Origin of the sequence: Actinomadura verrucosospora (assembly GCF_039540335.1) — a bacterium.
Classification (GTDB): domain Bacteria; phylum Actinomycetota; class Actinomycetes; order Streptosporangiales; family Streptosporangiaceae; genus Spirillospora; species Spirillospora verrucosospora.
In genome coordinates this window covers 1-19,279 of sequence record NZ_BAABEV010000023.1, presented here as the reverse complement: position 1 = coordinate 19,279, position 19,279 = coordinate 1, and the positions used below count along the sequence as shown (strand labels likewise).

Genomic DNA, 19,279 nt, shown 5'->3' with positions numbered 1-19,279 from the left:
TCATGCCACTCGTCCCCGCCGACCCGAACGTCGTGCACCCGATGCCCGAGCAGCCGCGGGTGGTGCTGCTGAAGCCGCTGGTCACCTCGCCGCTGATCGAGGTCGGGGAGTTCACCTACTACGACGACCCGGACGATCCGACCGCGTTCGAGACCCGGAACGTGCTGTACCACTACGGGCCGGAACGGCTGGTCATCGGGCGGTTCTGCGCGCTGGGCGAGGGCGTGCGGTTCATCATGAACGGCGCCAACCACCGCATGGACGGGCCCTCGACGTTCCCCTTCCCGATCATGGGGGGCTCCTGGGCCGAGCATTTCGATCTCATCACCGGCCTGCCCGGACGGGGCGACACCGTCGTCGGCCACGACGTGTGGTTCGGCTACCGGGCCACGGTGATGCCCGGCGTCCGCATCGGCCACGGAGCGATCGTCGCGTCCGGCTCCGTCGTCGTCGACGACGTCCCGGACTACGGCATCGTCGGCGGCAACCCGGCCAGGCTCATCCGCCGCCGCTACGGCGACGCCGACGTCGACCGCCTGCTGGCCGTGGCCTGGTGGGACTGGCCGCTCCAGCACATCACCGAGCACGTCCGCACGATCATGTCAGGAGGCATCGACGACCTGGAGGAGGCGGCGGCCCGCATGGAGTAGGCCGATCGCCGTCCCTCCCCCTCCGATCCGGAATCGAGTTGCCAGCATGCCTGCTCCGTCCCCTCACGCCACCTTCGCCGACCGGCTCGGCTCCGCCGCCGTCGCGCTCGACCACCTCGCCCCCGAGGCGCCGCTGGACGACCTGGAGCCGCTGCGCGGCATCGTCGGTGACGCGCGCGTCGTCGCGATCGGGGAGAACTCCCACTTCATCACCGAGTTCTCGCACCTGCGCCAGCGCGTCCTGCGGTTCCTGGCCGAACGGTGCGGTTTCACCGTCCTCGCCTTCGAGTACGGCTTCAGCGAAGGCTTCCCGCTGGACGACTGGGCCCAGGGGAAGGGCACGGACGATGAGCTCTCCGCCCATCTCGCCGAAACGATCCCCGTGGGGGTCGAAGAGCCCTTGCGCTGGATGCGGCGGCACAACGCCACGGCCGGCGCGCCGGTGCGTTTCGCCGGGATCGACGTCCCGGCGGCGGGCGGGTCGCTGCTGCCGGCCCTGGCCCCCGTCGCCGACTACCTGCGCCGGGTCGACCCCGAGATCCTTCCGGTGGTCGAGGAGGCCGTGCGGATCGCCGAGTCGTTCGCCGGCCCCTCGGCCGCCGCGGCCGCACCGGCCTGGACCCGCCTGGCCGCCGCCGAGCAGGACGCGCTCAGCGCGCTCCTGGTGCGCCTGCTCATCCGGTTCCGTGCCGTCGCGCCGCTGTACCTTTCCCGTGGCGACCGGCACGAGTACGACATCGCTCTGCGTCGCCTGGAGGCCGCCTGCCACGCCGACTACGGGTTCCGCGCGATGGCCGGCCTGTACGCCGACAGCGGCCTGACCGCCGACACCTCGGCCCGGGACGTCTACATGGCCGGGTCGGTCCAGTGGCACCTGAAGCGCTTCGGGCCCGGGACCCGCATCGTGCTGGCGTCCCACAACGCCCACATCCAGAAGACGCCGGTCTCGTTCGACGGCCACCTCACGGGACTCCCCATGGGGCAGCACCTGCGCGACGCCCTGGGCGATGACTACGTCGCCCTCGCCCTGACCAGCGTCGCCGGACACACCGCCGACATGCGCCCGGACGAGTCCGCGCGCTTCGGGTTCGCCGTCGACGCCACCCCGCTCCAGCCCCCCGAGCCGAACAGCATCGAAGCCGCCTTCGCCGACGCCGGGCTCGGGCTGAGCATCGCCGATCTCAACCGGGTCCGCGCGCGGGGCTCCGGCGGACCTGACCGCATCCGGATCCAGAGCGCCTACCTGGAGACTCCCGTCCTCGACGCGTTCGACGCCGTCATCACCACCCCGACCTCCACCGTCGCCGACCTCGGCGACACGTGAGGCCGTGCTCAGGCGCCGGAGCCGGAGGGTTCGACATCGCGTTCGGGACGGCTGATCTCGGCCCACACCTCGTCGAGGGAGAGGCCGAGGACGCCCGCGATCGCCGCGATGGTCGAGAAGGCGGGGGTGGCCACGCGGCCCGACTCGATCTTCCGGAGGGTCTCCGGGGAGACGCGCGCGTCGAGCGCGGTGGCGAGCATCGAGCGCTCCCCCCTGGCCCGGCGCAGGAGGGCGCCGAGGCGCTGCCCGCGTTCGACCTCCGCGGGAGTGAGCGGCAACCTGACCATGGCCCCTATTCTAGTACCGGTATAGTATGACCGGTATAGTTATTGGGTGCAGGGGATGATGGCCACATGATCGAGATTCTGAACCCCGGCGAACTGGCCCGGGCCAAGGACACGGGCGCCCTGGTCGCCGACATCCTGCAGACGGTGAAGAGCCGCACCGCGGTCGGCACCAACCTGCTGGAGATCGACCAGTGGACCAAGGCCATGATCGTCGAGGCGGGGGCGGAGTCCTGCTACGTCGACTACGCGCCGTCCTTCGGGCGCGGGCCGTTCGGCCACTACATCTGCACGTCCGTCAACGACGCCGTCCTCCACGGGCTCCCCTACGACTACGCGCTCGCCGACGGGGACCTGCTGAGCCTCGACCTCGCCGTCTCCCTGGGCGGAGTCGCCGCGGACTCGGCCATCAGCTTCGTCGTGGGCGAATCGAAGGCCCCGGAGAGCGTCGCGCTGATCGACACGACCGAACGCGCGCTGCGGGCGGGGATCGCCGCCGCCGGACCCGGGGCCCGCACCGGAGACATCTCCCACGCCATCGGCACGGTCCTGCGCGAGGCGGGGTACTCGATCAACACCGATTTCGGGGGCCACGGCATCGGATCGACGATGCACCAGGACCCGCACGTCTCCAACACCGGACGCCCCGGCCGCGGGTACAAGCTGCGCCCCGGGCTGCTGCTCGCGCTGGAGCCGTGGATCATGGAGGACACCGCCGACCTCGTCACCGACGCCGACGGGTGGACGCTCCGCAGCGCGACGGGCTGCCGCACGGCGCACAGCGAGCACACGATCGCCATCACCGACGACGGCGCCGAGATCCTCACCCTGCCGAAGCGGACGCGGCCGTGACGGAGCCGTCTCCACGGTCGCCCGCTCAGGGCTTCAGCATTGCTCCAGGGCGGCGTCCATGGCCCGGTCCCTTCCGCGGATCAGGCTGAGCTTCCGGCCGGGTTCGGGCAGTTCGACCCCGTGCTCGGCCAAGCACGCCTGGAACCGATTCCCCTCGGTCACCCGCACCAGGACGGCCTGCCCCGGCTCCATGAGGGACGCGCATTTCTCGATCCCCCGGTTGATCCGCTGCTCGTTCCCGCCGGCACGGTCGTCTTCGGGCAGCCGGACGCCGTGCGTACGCAGGCAGGCGAAGAACCGGGACTCCAAGGTCGCCGAAGGCGACGGCGCACTCGGCGACACGGACGCACTGGCCCTCGGAGGAGCCGAGGAGTCACCGCCGTCGCCGCCGCACCCCGCCACGGCGATGAGCGTCACCGTGAAGCCGACGAGCGTTAAGACACCGCGCATACCCGCATCGTCCTCTCTTGCGGCAAGAGCGGCAGGTGCCGCCCACGCGCGACACTAATGCGCCAGTAGAAGGTGGCACAATTCCGCCGCGGACCGCCGTCCGGCCGACGCGACGACCACCTGATCGCGGGGCCGGCGGCCCCCGAGGGGCCAGAAACATAGAAGCGGCACCTGGGGGCCGCTTCTATGGGTGTTTCAGCCGGCCGTGCCCGGCCGGCTGTTGATTCGGTCAGGCGCCGTCTCGCAGCGCCTGCCGCGCCCGCCGCATCGCGGGTGTGGACGCGTTGCGGGGGTCCACCAGCGACTCCCAGAGCGTCTGCCCGGCGCTGCGGTTGCTCACTTCGGCCATCTGCCGCGCACCCGCCCTGACGACGGGGTCGTCCGTGCGCAGGGCCAGAAGGGTGTAGTCCTCGGCACGATTTCCGCAGGCCCGCTGGAATTCGCTGAGCCGTTCTTGCTCTCTTCTCCTTCGCCTCGATGCCATGACAGGCTCCTTCGGGGTCTTTTGTTTGTTGGGAAAGACGGCTCGGTGACAGCCCGTCTCGGCCACTACCGTCCCGCTCCCCCGGCCGTCAGCAACGAGCCGGTTCGACGGTCACGGAGTCCGCGGTCCGTGCGATCCTCGGTCCCGCTGCACCCGGTGGCGACGCGGCCGGGCGGGAAATGCCGCCGCCACCTGGTCGTCTGCGGTGGACAGCACGGGCGGGCGGGGACGGCGCTGGTAGGCTCTCGGCCGATGCGTGGGCGGCAGTGAGTGACGTAGTTGCCCGCCCCGGCGCGACGCCGCCGGTCCAGGACCGGCGCAGGATTCTGTCCGCCCGCACGTCCCACAGTTAGGTACCCGGTGTCGTTCTCCCCTTCGACCGTCCGCCGCAACTGGCTGTTCTGCGCGGTGCTGCTCGTGGGCGTCGTGCTGCGGGTGCTCGCCATGGTCGGGTTCCGGGGCGTGCTGTGGTTCAACGACAGCTACGACTTCGTCCGGATCGCGGACGACCCGCTCCCGCACCCGATGAGGCCGTCCGGGTACGGGCTCTTCCTCTGGGCGCTGAAGCCGTTCCACAGCCTGGCGCTGGTGACGGCGCTCCAGCACGCGGCCATCCTCGGGCTGGCCGCGCTCGGATACCGGATGCTCGTCCGCGACTTCGAGGTCCGGCGGCCGTGGGCGGCGCTGGCGGTCGCGCCGGTGCTGCTCGACTCCTTCCAGGTCGAACTGGAGCACCTGCTGCTGTCGGACACCCTGTTCACCGTCCTGGTGTTCGGCGCGATGCTGCTGCTGGCCCGGCCCGGGGAGGCCGGCTGGCGGCGCGCCGCGCTGGTGGGCGCGCTGCTCGGCGTGGCGGCCGTCACGCGGACCGTGGGGGTGCCGCTCTTCCTCATCGCCGTCCTCTACCTGCTGCTCAGGCGGACGCGATGGCCGGTGTACCTGGCGCTCGCCGTGACGTTCGCGCTGCCCGTCGGGGCGTACGCGACGTGGTTCCAGCGGGAGCACGGCCGGTTCCAGATGACGGGCGTGGACGGCATCTTCCTGTGGGGGCGGACGGCTGCGTTCGCCGACTGCGACGCGTTCGCGCCCCCGCCGGACCTGGCGGGGCTCTGCCCGTACGGCGCCAAGGACGACCGGCCCGCCTCGTCCCACCAGATCTGGGAGGACAACTCGCCGACCGGCTGGTCCAACGGGCAGGCGTTCGACGAGGAGACCAACGCGCGGGCGCAGCGGTTCGCGTTGTGGGCGATCAAGAACCAGCCGCTCGACTACCTGCGCGTCGTCTCCTACGACTTCTTCGTCCGGACGTTCTCGTGGCACCGGTCGCGCTACCCGACCGTGGGCACCGAGGCCCGCTACCACTTCCCCACGCGGCCCACGGCGCGCAAACCGAGACTGCCCGTCTACGGGGGCGGAGACCGGGGCGCGGTCGTGTACGAGTACTCGCATGGGACGGGCCGCACGCACGTCGTCGAGCCGTACGCCGGTGTGCTGCGCGGCTACCAGAAGCACGTGAGCGTTCCGGGGACGGTGCTCGGCGCGGTGCTGCTCGCGGGCGCGGCCGGGATCGTGTGGCGGCGGGGTCGTGCCCGGACGGCGCTGTTCTGGACGTCCGGCGTCGCCCTCCTGGCCATTCCTCCGATCACGGTCGACTTCGACTACCGCTACATGCTGCCCGCCCTGCCGTTCGCGTGTTTCGCCGCCGCGCTGGCGTGGGGCCGCCGCCGCCCGGTCACGGCCGAGCCGGAGGCCGAGCCGGTCGAGGCGACGCCCGAGGTGCAGCCCGCCGACGCCTGAGACGGGTTGAGTACGAGAGCGGATACCGCCGCGCGGCGGCCGCCGGGATCATTGGCGGCATGCGCCGATTCGTGATCCCCCTGGTCGTCCTGCTCGCCGCCGGCTGTGGGCAGCTGGGCCGGAGCCCCGAGGACGTGGCCGCCGCGGACGCGCGGAAGGCCGCAGAGCGGGCCGGGGACCGGGTCTACGACTCCCGGGTGCGGCCCGCGCGGGACATGGGGCACCGGGCGGCGGACCAAGACGGCGTGGAGGTCATGCGGGTGACCGGCGTCTCGACCGCCGGGGACGGGGTGCGGCTCGTCCTCCGGACGGAGGGGACGGCGCCGGAAGGCGGCTGGTTCCCGTCCTCGACGGTCACCGTGCGGCGGTGCTTCGAGCTGCGGTTCTCGACCACCACCGAATGGCAGAACTACGGAACGCGGCAGGTGCCGTGCCCGTCCGGGGCGCCGCTCGCTTTCCCGCCGTGGCCGAAGACGCCAGAGATCCCGTTCGAGCGGCTGGGCAAGGCGCTGCCCCGTGTGCCGAAGGGAGGCCGGGCGGACGAGGCGAAGATCCGCGCGGCGGTCGCGTCGCTGCGGCTCGACCCGGCCATCCGGCGCGAGTTCGCCGCCAGGGGCGACGTCGTCGGCGTGGCCCTCACCGTGAAGCCCTACGGGTCGGACGTCTTCGACTGCGTCCTGGCCCGTGTCGCGCCGGGCCGCACGAACGTGTGGACGCCGCCCCGGATGCAGCGGATGGCGGGCGAGGGCGGCTGCGGCGCCGGCAACGCCGTCGACCCGCTGCCGCCGCCGCACTGAGAACGCGCGCCGGTCAGCGCATGAAGGGCCGTGGGGGCGGCGGCGGGGGCGGCGGGGGCGGCCCGGGGCGGTTCACCTCGGCCTCGGCCTCCATCAGCGGGCGCTCCCTCGCCATCCGCAGGCCGGGGAGGGCCAGGAGCAGTCCGGGGACGCACACCGCCGCGCACACGACCAGGCCCCGGAAGACGATCTTCTCTCCCTCGCCGGGATCGCCGGTGTCCAGCGCGGACAGCAGGAAGCGGGTGAAGGCCACCAGCGCCGCGCAGACGACGAGGTGCCCCAGGATGATCAGAAGCCGGCCGATCCGGTCCCGGGCGCCGCGGCGGCGGGCGCCGCGCCACAGGTAGCGGCCGATCGTCAGCACGGTGGTGCCGACGATGACGACGGTGAAGCCGTTGACCAGCGGTTCCATCGCGGGCCCGGCGCCGCTCAGCCCCTCGGAGCCGAGATCGGGGCCGAGGTCGGCGCCCAGGACCGACTGGACGCCGTAGAGGAACCCGAGCACCATCGCCGCGGCGCCGACGACGATCAGGAGCAGGCCGAGCAGTAAGAACAGGACGTTGGGGCGGTGGACCCCCGGACGGTGGTACTGGGTCATGTGATGGCTCCCCCCGGGTGTGGTCGGGACTCCGGCGCGGCGACGGCCCCCGTGGCGCGGCGCCGCGTTCGCCACGGTCGCCGAGACCGGTTCCGGACGCCACGGGAGCGTGTCACTGAGTGACCCGCCGGTGGCTTTTCGTCCGTCCGGGCAGGACCATGGAACGCATGGACGACCGCACCGTGACCGGCCGCGTCGTCGCCGTCCTCGACGCGGTCGCCGCCGGCGGCGGGCCGATGACGCTGGCCGACCTCACCCGCGAGGTCGGCGTCCCCAAGCCCACGGTGCGGCGCATCGCCGCCGACCTGGTGGCCCGGCGGATGCTCCGGCGCGACCCCGACGGGCGCTACCGGCTGGGGCCGCGCCTGCTGGACCTCGGGAGGCGGGCGGCCCTGCAGGAGGGCCTGCTCCACGCCGCCACCCCGCACGTGCAGGACCTGTTCGCCCGCACGGGGGAGATCGTGTGGGTCTGCGAGATCAGCGAGGGCTCCATCACGTTCATGACCATGGCCTACGGCGCCAACCGGGCCCCCGACGTGCGGCGCGGGGAGTGGTCGAACGACCCGCGGAGCGCGGCGCTGCAGACGTCCGCGCTCGGGCGGGTGCTGCTCGCGGAGCGGCCCGACCTGCTGGAGGGCCTGCGCGGGAGCCCGCCGGCGCCGCAGACACCGCGCGGCACAACGTCCTGGCCGCGTTTCCTGGACGAGGTCAACGCCGTGCGCGACACCGCCATCGCGGTGGAGCACGAGCAGTGCCATCTCGGTTTCAGCTGCGTCGCCACGGGGGTGCGCGGCCCGGACGGCGCGCTGGTCGGCTGCCTCGGCGTGACCGGCCGCACGGGCAGCCTGCCCACCGGGCGGATGGCGCGGCTGCTGCCCGCCGCGTCGGACGGCATCGCCCGTGCCGCCGGGGCGCTGCTCGCATCACCCCCGCGCCCGCCGGACGGGCGTCACCCGTTCTGAGGGCCGAGGCGCGCTGCGGCGACCTTCTTCGGGACGACCATCCGCCACGCGTCGGTGACGAGTTCCTCCATCTCCGCCTCGTCCAGCGCCGCGGTCCAGGCGTGCACCCAGTTGAAACGCATGTCGGATTCACCGGGGAGGTGGAACTTGTCCGGCTCGGATTCGACCAGGGCGAGCCGCTCCTCCTTGGGGAACGCGAACCCCATGACGGTCTCGTCCCGCGAGAAGGCGACGTAGACGATGGAGCCGACGCGGAACTTCACCCGGTCCCTGATCAGGTGCTCGGACGTGCGGGGCAGCGTCGCCGCGAGGGCCCGCACCTGCTCGACGGTGATCATCCTGTCCTCCTGTGGCCGCGCCGCCGCCGGTGCGGCACTTCCAGCAAAGCACCCCGCACCGCATGATCTTGTTAGATTTGCCGGGTGAACGAACTCGTGCGCTGGCAGACCGAGAACGGGACCGTCGTCGTGGAGACCGACGACCGGGAGCCGGGGTTCCAGTCGGTGTCGCTCTCCGGCGACCTGATCCACGACGCGGTCGGCAAGTTCGAGGACGCGTTCCAGAACGTCCGGGAGGCGGCGCAGTCGGCGCTCGCGTCGCTGCGCGGCGGCTCCCTGAACCCCGACGGGATCGAGCTGGAGTTCGGCGTCAAGCTCAACGCGGCGGCCGGGGCCGTGATCGCCAAGACGTCCGTCGAGGGCCACCTCAAGGTCAAGATGACGTGGGGGCAGCAGCCGCGCGCCGCGGAGGAGGCGTAGCCGCATCGTGGACGACTGGCAGTGGCGCGCCTGGGTCGGCCCGCCGTCCGGCGGCAGGCTCGGCGCGGCGTTCCTCGTCACCGCGACACGGCTGCTGACCTGCGCCCACACCGTCCACGGGCGGGACGAGGTGCGCGTCGGGTTCCCCGGGCTGCTGGAGGACCTGCCCGCCAGGGTCGTGCGGCGCGGCGACTGGGAGCGGGCGGGAGACCCCGGCGACGTCGCCGTCCTCGAACTGCGCGAGCCGGTCGCGCTGACCCCCGCCACGCTGGCCGCGCCCGACGGCCCGCACGAGGGGAGCCTGCTCGGACGGACGTTCGGGGTGTGCGGGTTCCCGCGCCGTCCCGACCAGAACGAGCGGCACGCGTCGGTGACGACGTTCCCGCACCGCGGGATGCGGCGCGAGTGGTGGGAGCTGAAGACCGGCCAGGGCGACTGGCTGGAGGAGGGCTACAGCGGCTCCGCCGTGTACGACACGGCGACGGGCGAGGTCATCGGCATGGTGACGAACGCCGAGCTGCGGCACGGCGACCGGGCCGACCTCGGCTGGATGCTGCCCATCGCGCACATCCGAACGTACTGGGAGGAACTCGACGACCTGCTGCCGCTGCGGTGGCTCACCCCCGACGCCCGCCGCGAGCTGCGGGAACTCCTGGACGGCGTGCGCTACACCGACCCGCTCGCCGCCGACCTCGAACGGATCACCGGCCGGCGGGCGTTCGGCGGCTTCCGGTCGGCGTGGGGATCGGTGCGCTACGTGGCCGAGGGCTGGGCGGAGGACCGGCTCGTCCGGTACCTCGCGGCGCTCGGGCCGCACCTGCCCGAGTCCGCCCGGCTGCGGCTCACCGCGTGGTCCGCGCGGCACCTGCCCGGCGCCGCGCCCGCCGCCCCTCGCTCGGGACCCGCGTCGGTGATCGTCCGGCTGGAGCGGGTCACGTTCGACAACGCCTTCGACGTGACCGTGCACACCTGGATCGACGGGGCCGAGGGTCCGGGGCGGCCGACCGAGCGCGTCCCGGACCGGCGGGTGCGGCCGGTGGTCGAGGCGGGCGTGGCGGCGCTCGCGCCCGCGCTGTTCGGCCGCGACTGGATGATCGAGTTCGCGGTGCCGGAGGGCTGGCTCGGCAAGCCGTTCGAGCAGTGGTACGTCGACCCGCGCAACAGGATCCCCATGCGCAAGTACCCGGTCGTGGTGCGGGACGTGGAGCGGCTGCGGCCCGACTCGATCCGCCGCGACCAGGCCCACCACCGCTGGCGGCTGCTGATCGAGCGCGGCCGCAGCGAGCCCCGTCCCATCGCGTGCGACGCGCCGCGCCGGGGCAGCGACTTCCAGGACTGGCTGGAGGCCAACATCGACTTCTGCGTGCTGGTGTACGGGTCGCGGCCGGTGAAGAGCTGGCTGACGGCCGCGCTCAACAACGGCGTCCCCGTCATGATGTGGACGCGCACCCCGTGCGACGCGTCCTCGCACGGCGACTGCCGGGGGCACCGCGTCCTCGACGAGCTCACCGCGGCGGTCGGCGACCGGCATCCGGGCGACCTTCCGCGGCTCGCGCTCGCGCTGCGCAAGGCCGCGCTCGTCGCCCCCAAGGACACGCCGCACTGCGGGCGCGACCTGACGCTGCTGTGGGACGATCCGTCCCGGCTTCCCGACCCCCCGCTCGCGATGGAGGTATAGGTGCCCGACTGGCTGCTCTACACCGGGAGCCGACGCACGCACGACGGCATCGACCGGCTGCCTCCTCCGCCGCCGTGGCGCGCGTTCGACGGCGACCCCACCGTGGAGCCCCCCTCCGGCGGATCCGGGAACGAGCACCAGGCGACCACGTACCGTCCGTCCGACGACGCCGTGCAGCAGGTCAACGCCGCCCTCTACCTGCGCCGCCCGCTGCTGGTGACGGGGCCTCCCGGCACCGGGAAGTCAACGCTGGCCTACGCCGTCGCCCACGAACTGGGGCTCGGGCCCGTCCTGCACTGGCCCATCACCAGCCGGACCACCCTCCGCGACGGCCTCTACCAGTACGACCCGCTCACCCGCCTGTACGCGGCCGGACGGCACGACGCGACCGGACGGGACGACGCCGCGCGCGAGGAGGACATCGGCCGCTACATCCGCCTCGGCCCGCTCGGCACGGCGCTGCTGCCCTACCGGCGGCCGCGCGTCCTGCTCGTCGACGAGATCGACAAGAGCGACATCGACCTGCCCAACGACCTGCTCACCATCTTCGAGAAGGGCGAGTACGAGCTGCCCGAGCTGACCCGGCGGGCCGACCCGGTCGCCGAGGTCATGACCGCCGACGGGCCGGGCGCGCGGGTCACCGTCACCGCCGGGACGGTCCGCTGCCGCGCGTTCCCGCTGGTCGTGATGACCAGCAACGGCGAGCGCGAGTTCCCGCCCGCCTTCCTGCGGCGCTGCGTGACCGTGGAGCTGCGGCAGCCGTCGGGCGAGGCCGAGCTGTCCGCGATCGTCCGCGAGCACCTCGGGCCGCTCGCCGACCAGAGCGACGACCTCGTCCGCCGCTTCTTCGAGCGCTCCGCGTCCGGCACCCTCGCCACCGACCAGCTCCTCAACGCCGTCTACCTGTGCCGCCACGCCGGCGCCGAGGACCGCCGGGCCCTGGCCGACCGCATCATGCCCTACCTGACCGGGCCCGTCGATGACGATTGACCGGCTCCGGAACGTCCTGTCGGCGGTCGGGCCGCCGCCGGACGCCCGCGAACTCAGCGAGATGCTGTGGCTCGCCTGCCACATCTCCCCGTCCGAGGAGCCGGCCCCCTCGGCCCCGCCGGTTCCGCCGCCCGTGCCCGACGAGCGCGCGGACGACCCCGGCGGCCCCGGGCCGCCCGAGCCCGCGCCCCCGCGCCCCTCCGAACCGCTGACCGAGCTGCGCCCCCGCCCCGGCGCCGACGCGGAGCCGGTGGGCCGCGCGTCCGAGGTGCTCGTCCCGACCGCGCCGATGCTGGCCGACCCACTCGGCGTCCAGCGTGCGCTGCGCCCGTTGAAGCGGCGCGTCCCGTCCCGGCACCGCGTCGAGCTGGACGAGGACGCCACCGCCGCGCGCATCGCCGACACCCGCCTGTGGACGCCCGTCCTCGTCCCGTCGCCCGAGCGGTGGCTCGGCCTCAGCCTGGTCGTCGACACCGGCCCCACCATGCGGCTGTGGCGCCCCCTCGCCCGCGAGCTGGCCGAGACGCTGCTCCGCCAGGGCGCCTTCCAGGACGTCCACCTCGGCTACCTCGACGGGAACGGCCGCGTCGCCTCCACGCCCGAGGCGCCGCCGCAGGACCCGGGGACGCTCCTGGACGCCTCCGGGCGGCGGGCCGTCCTCGTGCTGAGCGACTGCTCGGGCCCCCACTGGTGGAACGGGCGCGCCGGGCAGGCCGTGCGCCGCTGGGCGCAGGCAGGGCCGACCGCGATCCTCCAGCCGCTCGCCGAACGCCTCTGGCGCCGCACCGCCGCCCCCGCCTCCCCCGGCCTCGCCGTCCTCCCCCGCCCCGGCGCCCCGAACACCGACCTGCGCTTCGCCCCCTACGACGGCGCCGCCGCGCCCGGCGTGCCCGTCCCCGTCCTGGAGATCGCGCCACGCTGGTTCGGCGCGTGGGCCCGGCTGGTCTCCGGGTCCGAGCCGCAGCCCGCCGCCGTCGCGACGCTGCCGGCCCGCCCGTCCGGGGCGGCGCCCGTGCGGCGCGAGCGGGAACTGCCGATCGCCGAGCGCGTCCGCCGCTTCCTCGCCACCGCGTCCCCGGGCGCCGCCGAACTCGCCGCCCACGTCGCGGTCTCCGTCCCGTCGCTGCCGGTGATGCGCCTGATCCAGCACCGGATCCTCGGCGGCTCGGGCCCCGGACAGCTCGCCGAGGTGCTGCTGAGCGGCCTGCTCCGCCCGGCCGACGGCGTGCGCTACGCGTTCGTCCCCGGCGCCCGCGAGGCCCTCCTCGACACCCTCCCGCGCCCCGAGGCCCTGCACACCCGGCACGTCCTGGAGGCCGTCTCCGCCGAGATCGAGCGCCGCGCCGGAACGTCCGCCGAGACGTTCCGCGCCCTCCTCCCCGCCGACGGCGGCCCGGTCGTCCTCACCGCCGACACCGACCACTTCGCCCTCCTCACCCCCCGGACCCGCTCCCACCTCGTTTCGACTCCCACTCCGACTCCCCCGGCCCCGGACCTGCTGGAGCTTCTCGACACTCCGGTCGAAGAACTGATCGGCGAAGGCTGGGACCGCGGCCCGCGCCCCACGGTGATCGGTGTGGACGGCGACGACCTCGTGTCGGTGGACGTCCTGCACGGCAACCCCGACCTGCCGCACGGCCTGATCACCGGCCCCCGGGCCTTCCGGGACGCGCTGCTGCGGACCCTCGTCATGGGCCTGGCGCTCAACCACTCCCCGAACATCCTCAACTTCGCGTTCGTCGACCACAGCCGGGGCTTGTCCTTCGTCAACCTGAACCTCCCCCATATCGCGACGAGCCTCAACGTCGGGTCGGCGGACGCGCCGCTGTTGGGCGGGCTCCCAGAAGTCCTGGAGACCGAGCGGCGGCGGCGCGAAGCCATGCTCCAGGCCGCCGGGGTCACCACCTGGGACGAGTACCAGGCGGCCATCGCCGCCGGCCGGCCGCTCGGCCCCCTGCCCGCCCTGGTCGTGATCATCGACGAAACCGGGCCCCTGATCGAAGCGCGGCCCGAACTTGTCGAACCGCTCGCAGCGCTCTGCGAGGCGGGACCGAGCCAGGGGATCAAGTTCGTCTTCTGCTCGTCGAACGAGTCCCTCACCCCGCCGGAACTCTCCGGCTACGCCGGCTGGAACGTGGGTTTCCCCAGCCGCATGGGCGATCACCTCGCGTCCGTCCACATCTTCGCGCAGGAGGCCCGCCCCGCCTTCGAGCCCGCACGCATCTCACTCGACACCGCCGACGCGATCAACGCCCTGATGAGGCGGCGCGGCCCGCAGGCGCGTCGGCTCCCTTGGCCCGAGAATCCCCCGAGTTCCGAGCCCGTGGCGCGGGTGAGCTCCGTAGAGCTCACAGTCGAGCCCGAGTTCGACGTGCTGCGGTTGAACGGCGGCGGGCCGAGCGGGATGCTGCACGAGACATGGGCCCTGCCCGCCGAGATGCCCCGCAGCCCGGCGATCGGTTACCGGCCGGGCGGCCATCTCCTCAACCTCTATCCGCTCGATTCCTCGTCGGGCATTCCTCACGGCCTGATCGTGGGCGGTCCCGAGGCCCGCCAGAAGGTCGTTCGCGCCATCACCCTGGCCCTCGCCGCAGGACACTCACCGGCCGACCTGCGATTCGCGTTCGCGGGGATGGGCGAGCATCCTCTCGGGGAGCCCATCGACCTTCCGCACGTCCGCTACTCCGAGGAAGAGCTGCTCGGCTCGCCGGAGCGACTCCGGCGGTTCTTCGAGTTCCTTTCCGGCGAGCTCGAAGCACGGTCCGCGAGCCCGCCGCAGGACACGCCGCATGTTTCGGATCCCGGCACCGGCCAATGGACGGTCGACGAGCTGTACGAGCAGTTCCGCCAGGACCCCAATTCGGTCGACCGGGTCTGGTGGAACTTCTTCGAGGATTACCAGCCGGGCGAACAGCCCGCCACCCTTCCTCCCGGGTCCCCGTCCACGCCGCCGCCCCAGACGCGGCCGCGCCTCCTCGTGGTCGCCGATCTCTCGCTCACCTTCCCGATCAGCAGACCCGAGGTGGGCGAGACGCTCCTCTCCCTGGCACAGCGAGGCAGAGCGCTCGACGTCCAACTCCTGCTCACCGCGTCCACCGTCGAGAACACCACCATCTGGGGCCGCTTCCTGCCGCTCCTCGGCTGGCGCATAGCGGCGGGCCGCCTGCCACCCGACCAGCTGCGGCACGTCCTCGGGCAGGCGAGCCTGCAGTTCCCGGACAGCGAGCGAACGGCCTACCTCCTCGCCGGAGGCGGCTCCCCCCAGCAGTTCACCGTGGCACCGGAGCCTCCCCGCGACGCCGTCGACGACTTCGTCCGCCGAACGCGCACACCCTCACAGGGCTCATCGGCGAGCACCACGCCGGAGGGCCCCCTCCCGGAAGACATCGACCGCCTGCTCACCAACCTGCAAGAGAAAATCGGGAACGACCCGCGGATAATTGAAGGCGAATCCGTCGACTTCTCCACTGTCGAGGCGGCATTGCGGGAAATGCTCCAGGCCGTCGCCGAGTCTGCACGTTCCGGCGCTTCCCGCCCGATCCGGCACCTGATGTTCTCTGCGCCGTTGAGGCCGGAGATGGAGGTGACAGCGAGCCTGTTCGGAGAGATGTTGGTCGACCTCGGCATGCTGCCGAGCGGAGACGCCAATGTCCTCACAGTCTCCTACACCCAGCCCGACTCTGGGCCCGACCCAGCCGCCCACATCACTGCTTCCTTGCGATCGGTGCGGAGCACCGTGTTCCTCATCGGGGACGCACCGGAGCAGGGTCCCGAGACCGGCTACCTTAATCCGGACACTATCCGGAGCCTGCTCTCACTGATGCGGTACGAGCGCGACGGCTCCCTGGTCATCCTCTGCGGGGAGCCGGAGCGATTCGAGCAGTTGCTCCAGACCATTCCAGACTTCGCCGAACGGTTCAGGTGGGTCCACGCCTTCGACGCGGAGACCGCGCCCCCGCGCGCCCCGGTCTCCCGGAACCGGAGAGTGCGGCTCGGGAGTGATCCGGAGACGGGCGAGGCCGTGCTTCTGGACTTCGACGTCGATCGGCATCTGCTCATCAGCGGCCCCTCCGGTTCCGGGAAGGCGACCCTGGTGCGCAAGATCGTTGACGGGTTGGCGTCGAGTGGTACCGAGCGGGACCGGCTCGTCTACTTCCTGGACATGCACATGAGCCCGCACGACCTCGCACGCGCAGAGGCGTGGGGGCGGGGGGGCGTGCGGCACACGTCGTCGCCGGAGGAATTCGGCAGGATGCTGACCGAGGCCAGGTGGAGCACCAGCACCCGCCTGTTAAGGCGCAGGGGGCCCTCGATCTTCCTGGTCGTGTCGCACCGTCCGCGCCTGCTGGGAGACGACCCGCTCGCCGCGGCCATCCCCGACCTGCGAACGATGCGCGAGCACGGCGTCCACCTCGTCCTCGCACGGCATCAGATCACGTTCGGCGAGTCGCTCGATCCCGTGGTCACCCTGCTCCGTGACCTCGGCGCACCGGCTCTGCTGACCAGGTATGTGGGCGGGCATGAGGCGAGGCTTTGGGATGTTCCCTCATCGCTCCAGGGACCCCTGGAGCCTGGCGACGCGCTGCTGGTGCATCCCGGGCGGCAGCGGCTCGTGCGGCTCGGCGATCCGGCCGGATGATATTGGATCGAGCTGTCCATAACGTGTTACGGTGACTGCATGGCGCGGCCGAGGAAGTTCGACGAGGGTCTTGCCGTCGAGGCGGCCATGCGGGCCTTCTGGGCGGACGGCTACGAGGCGACGTCGACGCAGGGGTTGTGCGCGGCGACGGGTCTCGGGCGCAGCAGCATCTACAACACGTTCGCCAGCAAGCGCGATCTGTTCGTCAAGGCGCTGACGCACTACATGGAGGTGCGGACCGGGCGGCTCATCGACCACTTGCAGGGCGGTGAGGGCACGGTGCGCGAGCGCCTCCGGGCGGTCATGGACTGGGCCGCCGAACCGGACGAGGACGACCCGTCCGGATGCCTGGTCGTGAACGCCACGGTGGAGCTCGGGCCGCACGACCCCGACATCGCCGAGCGGCTCGAACGGGACCGGCGGCGGCGGTTCGCCACGCTCAGGGCGGCGATCGAGGACGGGATGCGCGACGGCGAGATCGACGCCGCCAAGGACGCGGGCGCGCTGGCGCACTTCATGATCTCCACGATCAGCGGCATCCAGGTGGCCGCGCGCGGCGGCGCCGGCCCCGACACCCTGCGGGCCATCGCGGACACGGCGATGCTCTCCCTCTGATCCGGGCGGCCGGCGCGCCGCCCTTTTTCACGCCCGAGTTTTGTACTGATCTATCCAATACAGGAGGACCGATGCCACTGGCCGTCTACGCGCTGGGACTGGCGATCTTCGCGCAGGGCACGTCGGAGCTGATGCTGGCGGGGCTGCTGCCCGGCATGGCGCACGACCTCGGCGTGTCCGTGCCCGCCGCCGGGTGGCTGATCTCGGCGTTCGCGATCGGGATGCTGGCCGGGGCGCCGCCGCTCGCCGTCCTGACGCTGCGCTGGCCGCACCGGCGGGCGATGCTGGCGTTCCTCGCGGTGTTCGCGCTGACGCACGTGGTCGGGGCGCTCACGCCCGGATACTGGACGCTGTTCGCGATGCGGATCGTCGGGGCGTTCGTCTACGCGGGGTTCTGGGCGGTGGCGGCGGCGACCGCCGTGAGCCTCGTGCCGCGCGACGCGCGCGGGAAGGCGATGGGCGTCGTCGCGGGCGGCCTCACGGTCGCGGCGATCGTCGGGCTGCCCGCCGGGACGGTGGTCGGGCAGCATCTCGGCTGGCGGGCGGCGTTCTGGGCGGTCGCGGCCATGTCGGCCGCCGCGATGGCGCTGGTGGCCGCGACGATCCCCGCCGCGCGCGCGGACGCCGCGCCGCCCCGGGTGCGGGACGAGGTGCGCGCGATGGCCGTCCCCGGCCTGTGGCTGCTGTACGGGACGACGGCGCTGGCCACGAGCGGGCTCCTCGCCGTGTTCGGCTACCTGGGCGCCTTCCTGACGGAGACGACGGGCATCGCGGAGGCGTGGGTCCCCGGCGTGCTGGCGCTGTACGGCGTCGGCGCCCTCCTCGGGATCACGCTCGGCGGGCGGACGGCCGACCGGTGGGGCGTCCCGACGCTGTACGCGGGCTTCGCGGGGCTCACGGTCGTGTCCGCGCTGCTCGCCCTGGCGGCGAGGTCGCCCCTGCCCGTGGTGGTCCTCGTGTTCTTCCTCGGGTTCGTCGGATTCGGGACGAACCCGGCCCTCAACTCGCGGGCGTTCGGCCTGGTGGACGGCGCGTCGACGCTCGTCGCCGCCGGGAACGTCGTCGCGTTCAACATCGGCATCACGGTGGGGCCGTGGCTCGGCGGGCTCGCGATCGACGCGGGGAAGGGCTACCCGTCCACGGCCTGGATCGGAGCGGCGCTGGGCGTCGCGGCGATCGGCGCCGTGGCGATCGGGTCCCTGGTGCGCGGCGGTCCCCGGCGGCGCTCCGCGGGAGAGGCCGAGCCTGCCAGGTCGGCGATCAGCGCGTGAGGCGCCGGAGGTCACCGGCAGGAGGCCGCGCGGAACGCCCACAGGGCGCGCCGGCCCGGGTGCTCCGCGAGCGTGAAGACGCGGTGGCGGCCCCGGTGGCAGGACAGGTCCTCCGGTCCGTAGGAAACGGTGCGGCGGCTCACCGGTGCCCAGCCGCGGCCGGTGTAGCGGGTCGAGAAGAGCCGGCCGCGCTCGCCGCTGCGGCTCTGGGTGAACCACCACTGCCCGCGCGTCCTGACCGCGCCCTGGACCCGGTCCACCGGGAGCCGCGCGCCGCCGTCGGCGCTCGCGGTCCCGCGTCCGGCCAAGGACTCCAGCGGCCAGGAGACCACCCGTCCCCGCGGCTGGTCCGGGCGGCAGTACTCGCCCGCGATGAGGACGTGCGGCCACGTGGTGCGGTCGATCGCCGTCCACGACATGCGCAGCGGGCCGCGGCCCCTGCACTCGCCGCCGGTCCGGCCGCGGGCGAAGTGCCGGCTGCTCGTCTGCGCCATCACGTACCGGAAACCGTGGGCGTAGTACGTGCCGCCGTGCAGCCCGATCCGGTCGGGGCGGCGGGTCGAGCCCGCTCCGCTCGCGACCAGGTCGAAGATCTGCCGCATGTCGAACTCGCGCAGCCCGTGCCGGGTGTCGGCGACGTAGAGCTTGTCGCCGTACCAGGCGATGCCGCCCGCGTGGACGCCGACGTCGGTGTAGGTGGGCCGCCCGCCCCGCATCACCGGCGCGACGAGCAGCACGTGCCGGTAGACGCGCCGGTCGGGGTCGACGAACGTGATCCTGACCCGGCCGCCGTTGTGCCAGGAGACGAGGATCGGCCGGACGCCGCCCGCCCATCGCTCGGCCGCCGCGGCGTCCGAGACGGACGTGACGCCCTGCGGGACCCAGTCCTGCGTGGTGCTGTCCGCCTGGTCGAAGCAGTAGACGAGCGAGCCTCCGGGGACCCTTGCCGCCCGTCCGCAGCCGCCGCCGAGCCTGGCGTGGCCGGGCGAGCGGAGCAGCGCGGCGACGCCGGTCCTGCCGAGCACGCCGCCCAGCGCCCTGACCGAAGCGCTCCGGTCCGTGCCGCGCCGCAGGTCGAAGTCGCGGGCGTCCGGTGGCGCCGCGACGGCGTCCGCCGCCCGCGCCGCGCT

18 protein-coding genes are annotated in these 19,279 nt (G+C 73.2%); 12 read left to right on the top strand and 6 right to left on the bottom strand.

Annotated elements, in window-relative coordinates; translation table 11 throughout:
- Positions 1-2: 2 nt before the first annotated feature.
- A complete protein-coding gene (locus ABD944_RS23580) occupies positions 3-650 on the top strand; it encodes a CatB-related O-acetyltransferase (RefSeq protein WP_345179841.1) in 648 nt (215 codons plus the stop codon).
- 46 nt (positions 651-696) lie between these two features.
- Entirely contained in the window at positions 697-1,974 is a 1,278-nt protein-coding gene (locus ABD944_RS23575; protein ID WP_345179839.1) for an erythromycin esterase family protein, read from the top strand.
- Between the two features lie 8 nt (positions 1,975-1,982).
- Here ABD944_RS23575 and ABD944_RS23570 read toward each other — a convergent pair whose 3' ends face one another.
- Positions 1,983-2,261: a helix-turn-helix domain-containing protein gene (locus tag ABD944_RS23570; protein WP_345179838.1), complete on the bottom strand. Its 279-nt coding sequence runs from the start codon at positions 2,259-2,261 to the stop codon at positions 1,983-1,985.
- A gap of 66 nt (positions 2,262-2,327) precedes the next feature.
- Here ABD944_RS23570 and map point away from each other — a divergent pair, with 66 nt between their 5' ends.
- Positions 2,328-3,110: a type I methionyl aminopeptidase gene (map, locus tag ABD944_RS23565; RefSeq protein ID WP_345179836.1), complete on the top strand. Its 783-nt coding sequence runs from the start codon at positions 2,328-2,330 to the stop codon at positions 3,108-3,110.
- Positions 3,111-3,143: 33 nt separating this feature from the next.
- Here the strand turns inward: map and ABD944_RS23560 are convergent, their stop codons facing one another.
- Positions 3,144-3,560, bottom strand: coding sequence for a hypothetical protein (locus tag ABD944_RS23560; protein ID WP_345179835.1), 417 nt, complete (start codon positions 3,558-3,560; stop codon positions 3,144-3,146).
- Positions 3,561-3,789: 229 nt separating this feature from the next.
- Complete coding sequence (locus ABD944_RS23555) at positions 3,790-4,044, bottom strand: hypothetical protein (RefSeq protein ID WP_345179833.1); 255 nt, start codon at positions 4,042-4,044, stop codon at positions 3,790-3,792.
- Positions 4,045-4,404: 360 nt separating this feature from the next.
- Here ABD944_RS23555 and ABD944_RS23550 point away from each other — a divergent pair, with 360 nt between their 5' ends.
- Positions 4,405-5,841: a hypothetical protein gene (locus tag ABD944_RS23550; protein WP_345179831.1), complete on the top strand. Its 1,437-nt coding sequence runs from the start codon at positions 4,405-4,407 to the stop codon at positions 5,839-5,841.
- A gap of 59 nt (positions 5,842-5,900) precedes the next feature.
- On the top strand, positions 5,901-6,638 hold the full coding sequence (locus ABD944_RS23545; protein ID WP_345179828.1) for a hypothetical protein: 738 nt from the start codon (positions 5,901-5,903) through the stop codon (positions 6,636-6,638).
- A gap of 13 nt (positions 6,639-6,651) precedes the next feature.
- Here the strand turns inward: ABD944_RS23545 and ABD944_RS23540 are convergent, their stop codons facing one another.
- Positions 6,652-7,236, bottom strand: a complete 585-nt coding sequence (locus ABD944_RS23540; protein ID WP_345179827.1) for a hypothetical protein — start codon at positions 7,234-7,236, stop codon at positions 6,652-6,654.
- A 167-nt stretch (positions 7,237-7,403) separates the two neighbouring features.
- On the opposite strand from ABD944_RS23540, the gene ABD944_RS23535 reads away from it, so the two are divergent.
- On the top strand, positions 7,404-8,198 hold the full coding sequence (locus ABD944_RS23535; protein WP_345179825.1) for an IclR family transcriptional regulator: 795 nt from the start codon (positions 7,404-7,406) through the stop codon (positions 8,196-8,198).
- Here ABD944_RS23535 and ABD944_RS23530 read toward each other — a convergent pair.
- Positions 8,186-8,536, bottom strand: a complete 351-nt coding sequence (locus ABD944_RS23530) for an MmcQ/YjbR family DNA-binding protein (RefSeq protein WP_345179823.1) — start codon at positions 8,534-8,536, stop codon at positions 8,186-8,188. The two genes, ABD944_RS23535 and ABD944_RS23530, sit on opposite strands and share 13 nt — an antisense overlap.
- An 84-nt stretch (positions 8,537-8,620) precedes the next feature.
- Between ABD944_RS23530 and ABD944_RS23525 the strand changes: the two genes are divergently transcribed.
- The 6 genes from ABD944_RS23525 to ABD944_RS23500 all read left to right on the top strand — a co-directional run bounded on the left by ABD944_RS23525 (position 8,621) and on the right by ABD944_RS23500 (position 18,149).
- A complete protein-coding gene (locus tag ABD944_RS23525) occupies positions 8,621-8,956 on the top strand; it encodes a CU044_2847 family protein (RefSeq protein ID WP_345179821.1) in 336 nt (111 codons plus the stop codon).
- Between the two features lie 7 nt (positions 8,957-8,963).
- Positions 8,964-10,634, top strand: a complete 1,671-nt coding sequence (locus ABD944_RS23520) for a VMAP-C domain-containing protein (protein WP_345179819.1) — start codon at positions 8,964-8,966, stop codon at positions 10,632-10,634.
- Positions 10,635-11,624 (top strand): AAA family ATPase, encoded by a 990-nt coding sequence (locus ABD944_RS23515; RefSeq protein WP_345179817.1) that lies wholly within the window; start codon positions 10,635-10,637, stop codon positions 11,622-11,624. It begins immediately after the preceding gene.
- The gene (locus tag ABD944_RS23510; RefSeq protein WP_345179815.1) at positions 11,614-16,263 is read left to right on the top strand and encodes an SAV_2336 N-terminal domain-related protein; all 4,650 of its coding nucleotides are present in this window, start codon (positions 11,614-11,616) and stop codon (positions 16,261-16,263) included. The genes ABD944_RS23515 and ABD944_RS23510 overlap by 11 nt, the downstream gene beginning before the upstream one ends.
- Before the next feature lie 39 nt (positions 16,264-16,302).
- Positions 16,303-16,878: a TetR/AcrR family transcriptional regulator gene (locus ABD944_RS23505; protein ID WP_345179814.1), complete on the top strand. Its 576-nt coding sequence runs from the start codon at positions 16,303-16,305 to the stop codon at positions 16,876-16,878.
- Positions 16,879-16,949: 71 nt separating this feature from the next.
- Positions 16,950-18,149, top strand: coding sequence for a Cmx/CmrA family chloramphenicol efflux MFS transporter (locus ABD944_RS23500; RefSeq protein WP_345179811.1), 1,200 nt, complete (start codon positions 16,950-16,952; stop codon positions 18,147-18,149).
- Between the two features lie 11 nt (positions 18,150-18,160).
- Here the strand turns inward: ABD944_RS23500 and ABD944_RS23495 are convergent.
- A partial coding sequence (locus ABD944_RS23495; protein ID WP_345179808.1) for a hypothetical protein occupies positions 18,161-19,279 on the bottom strand: 1,119 nt, incomplete at its 5' end.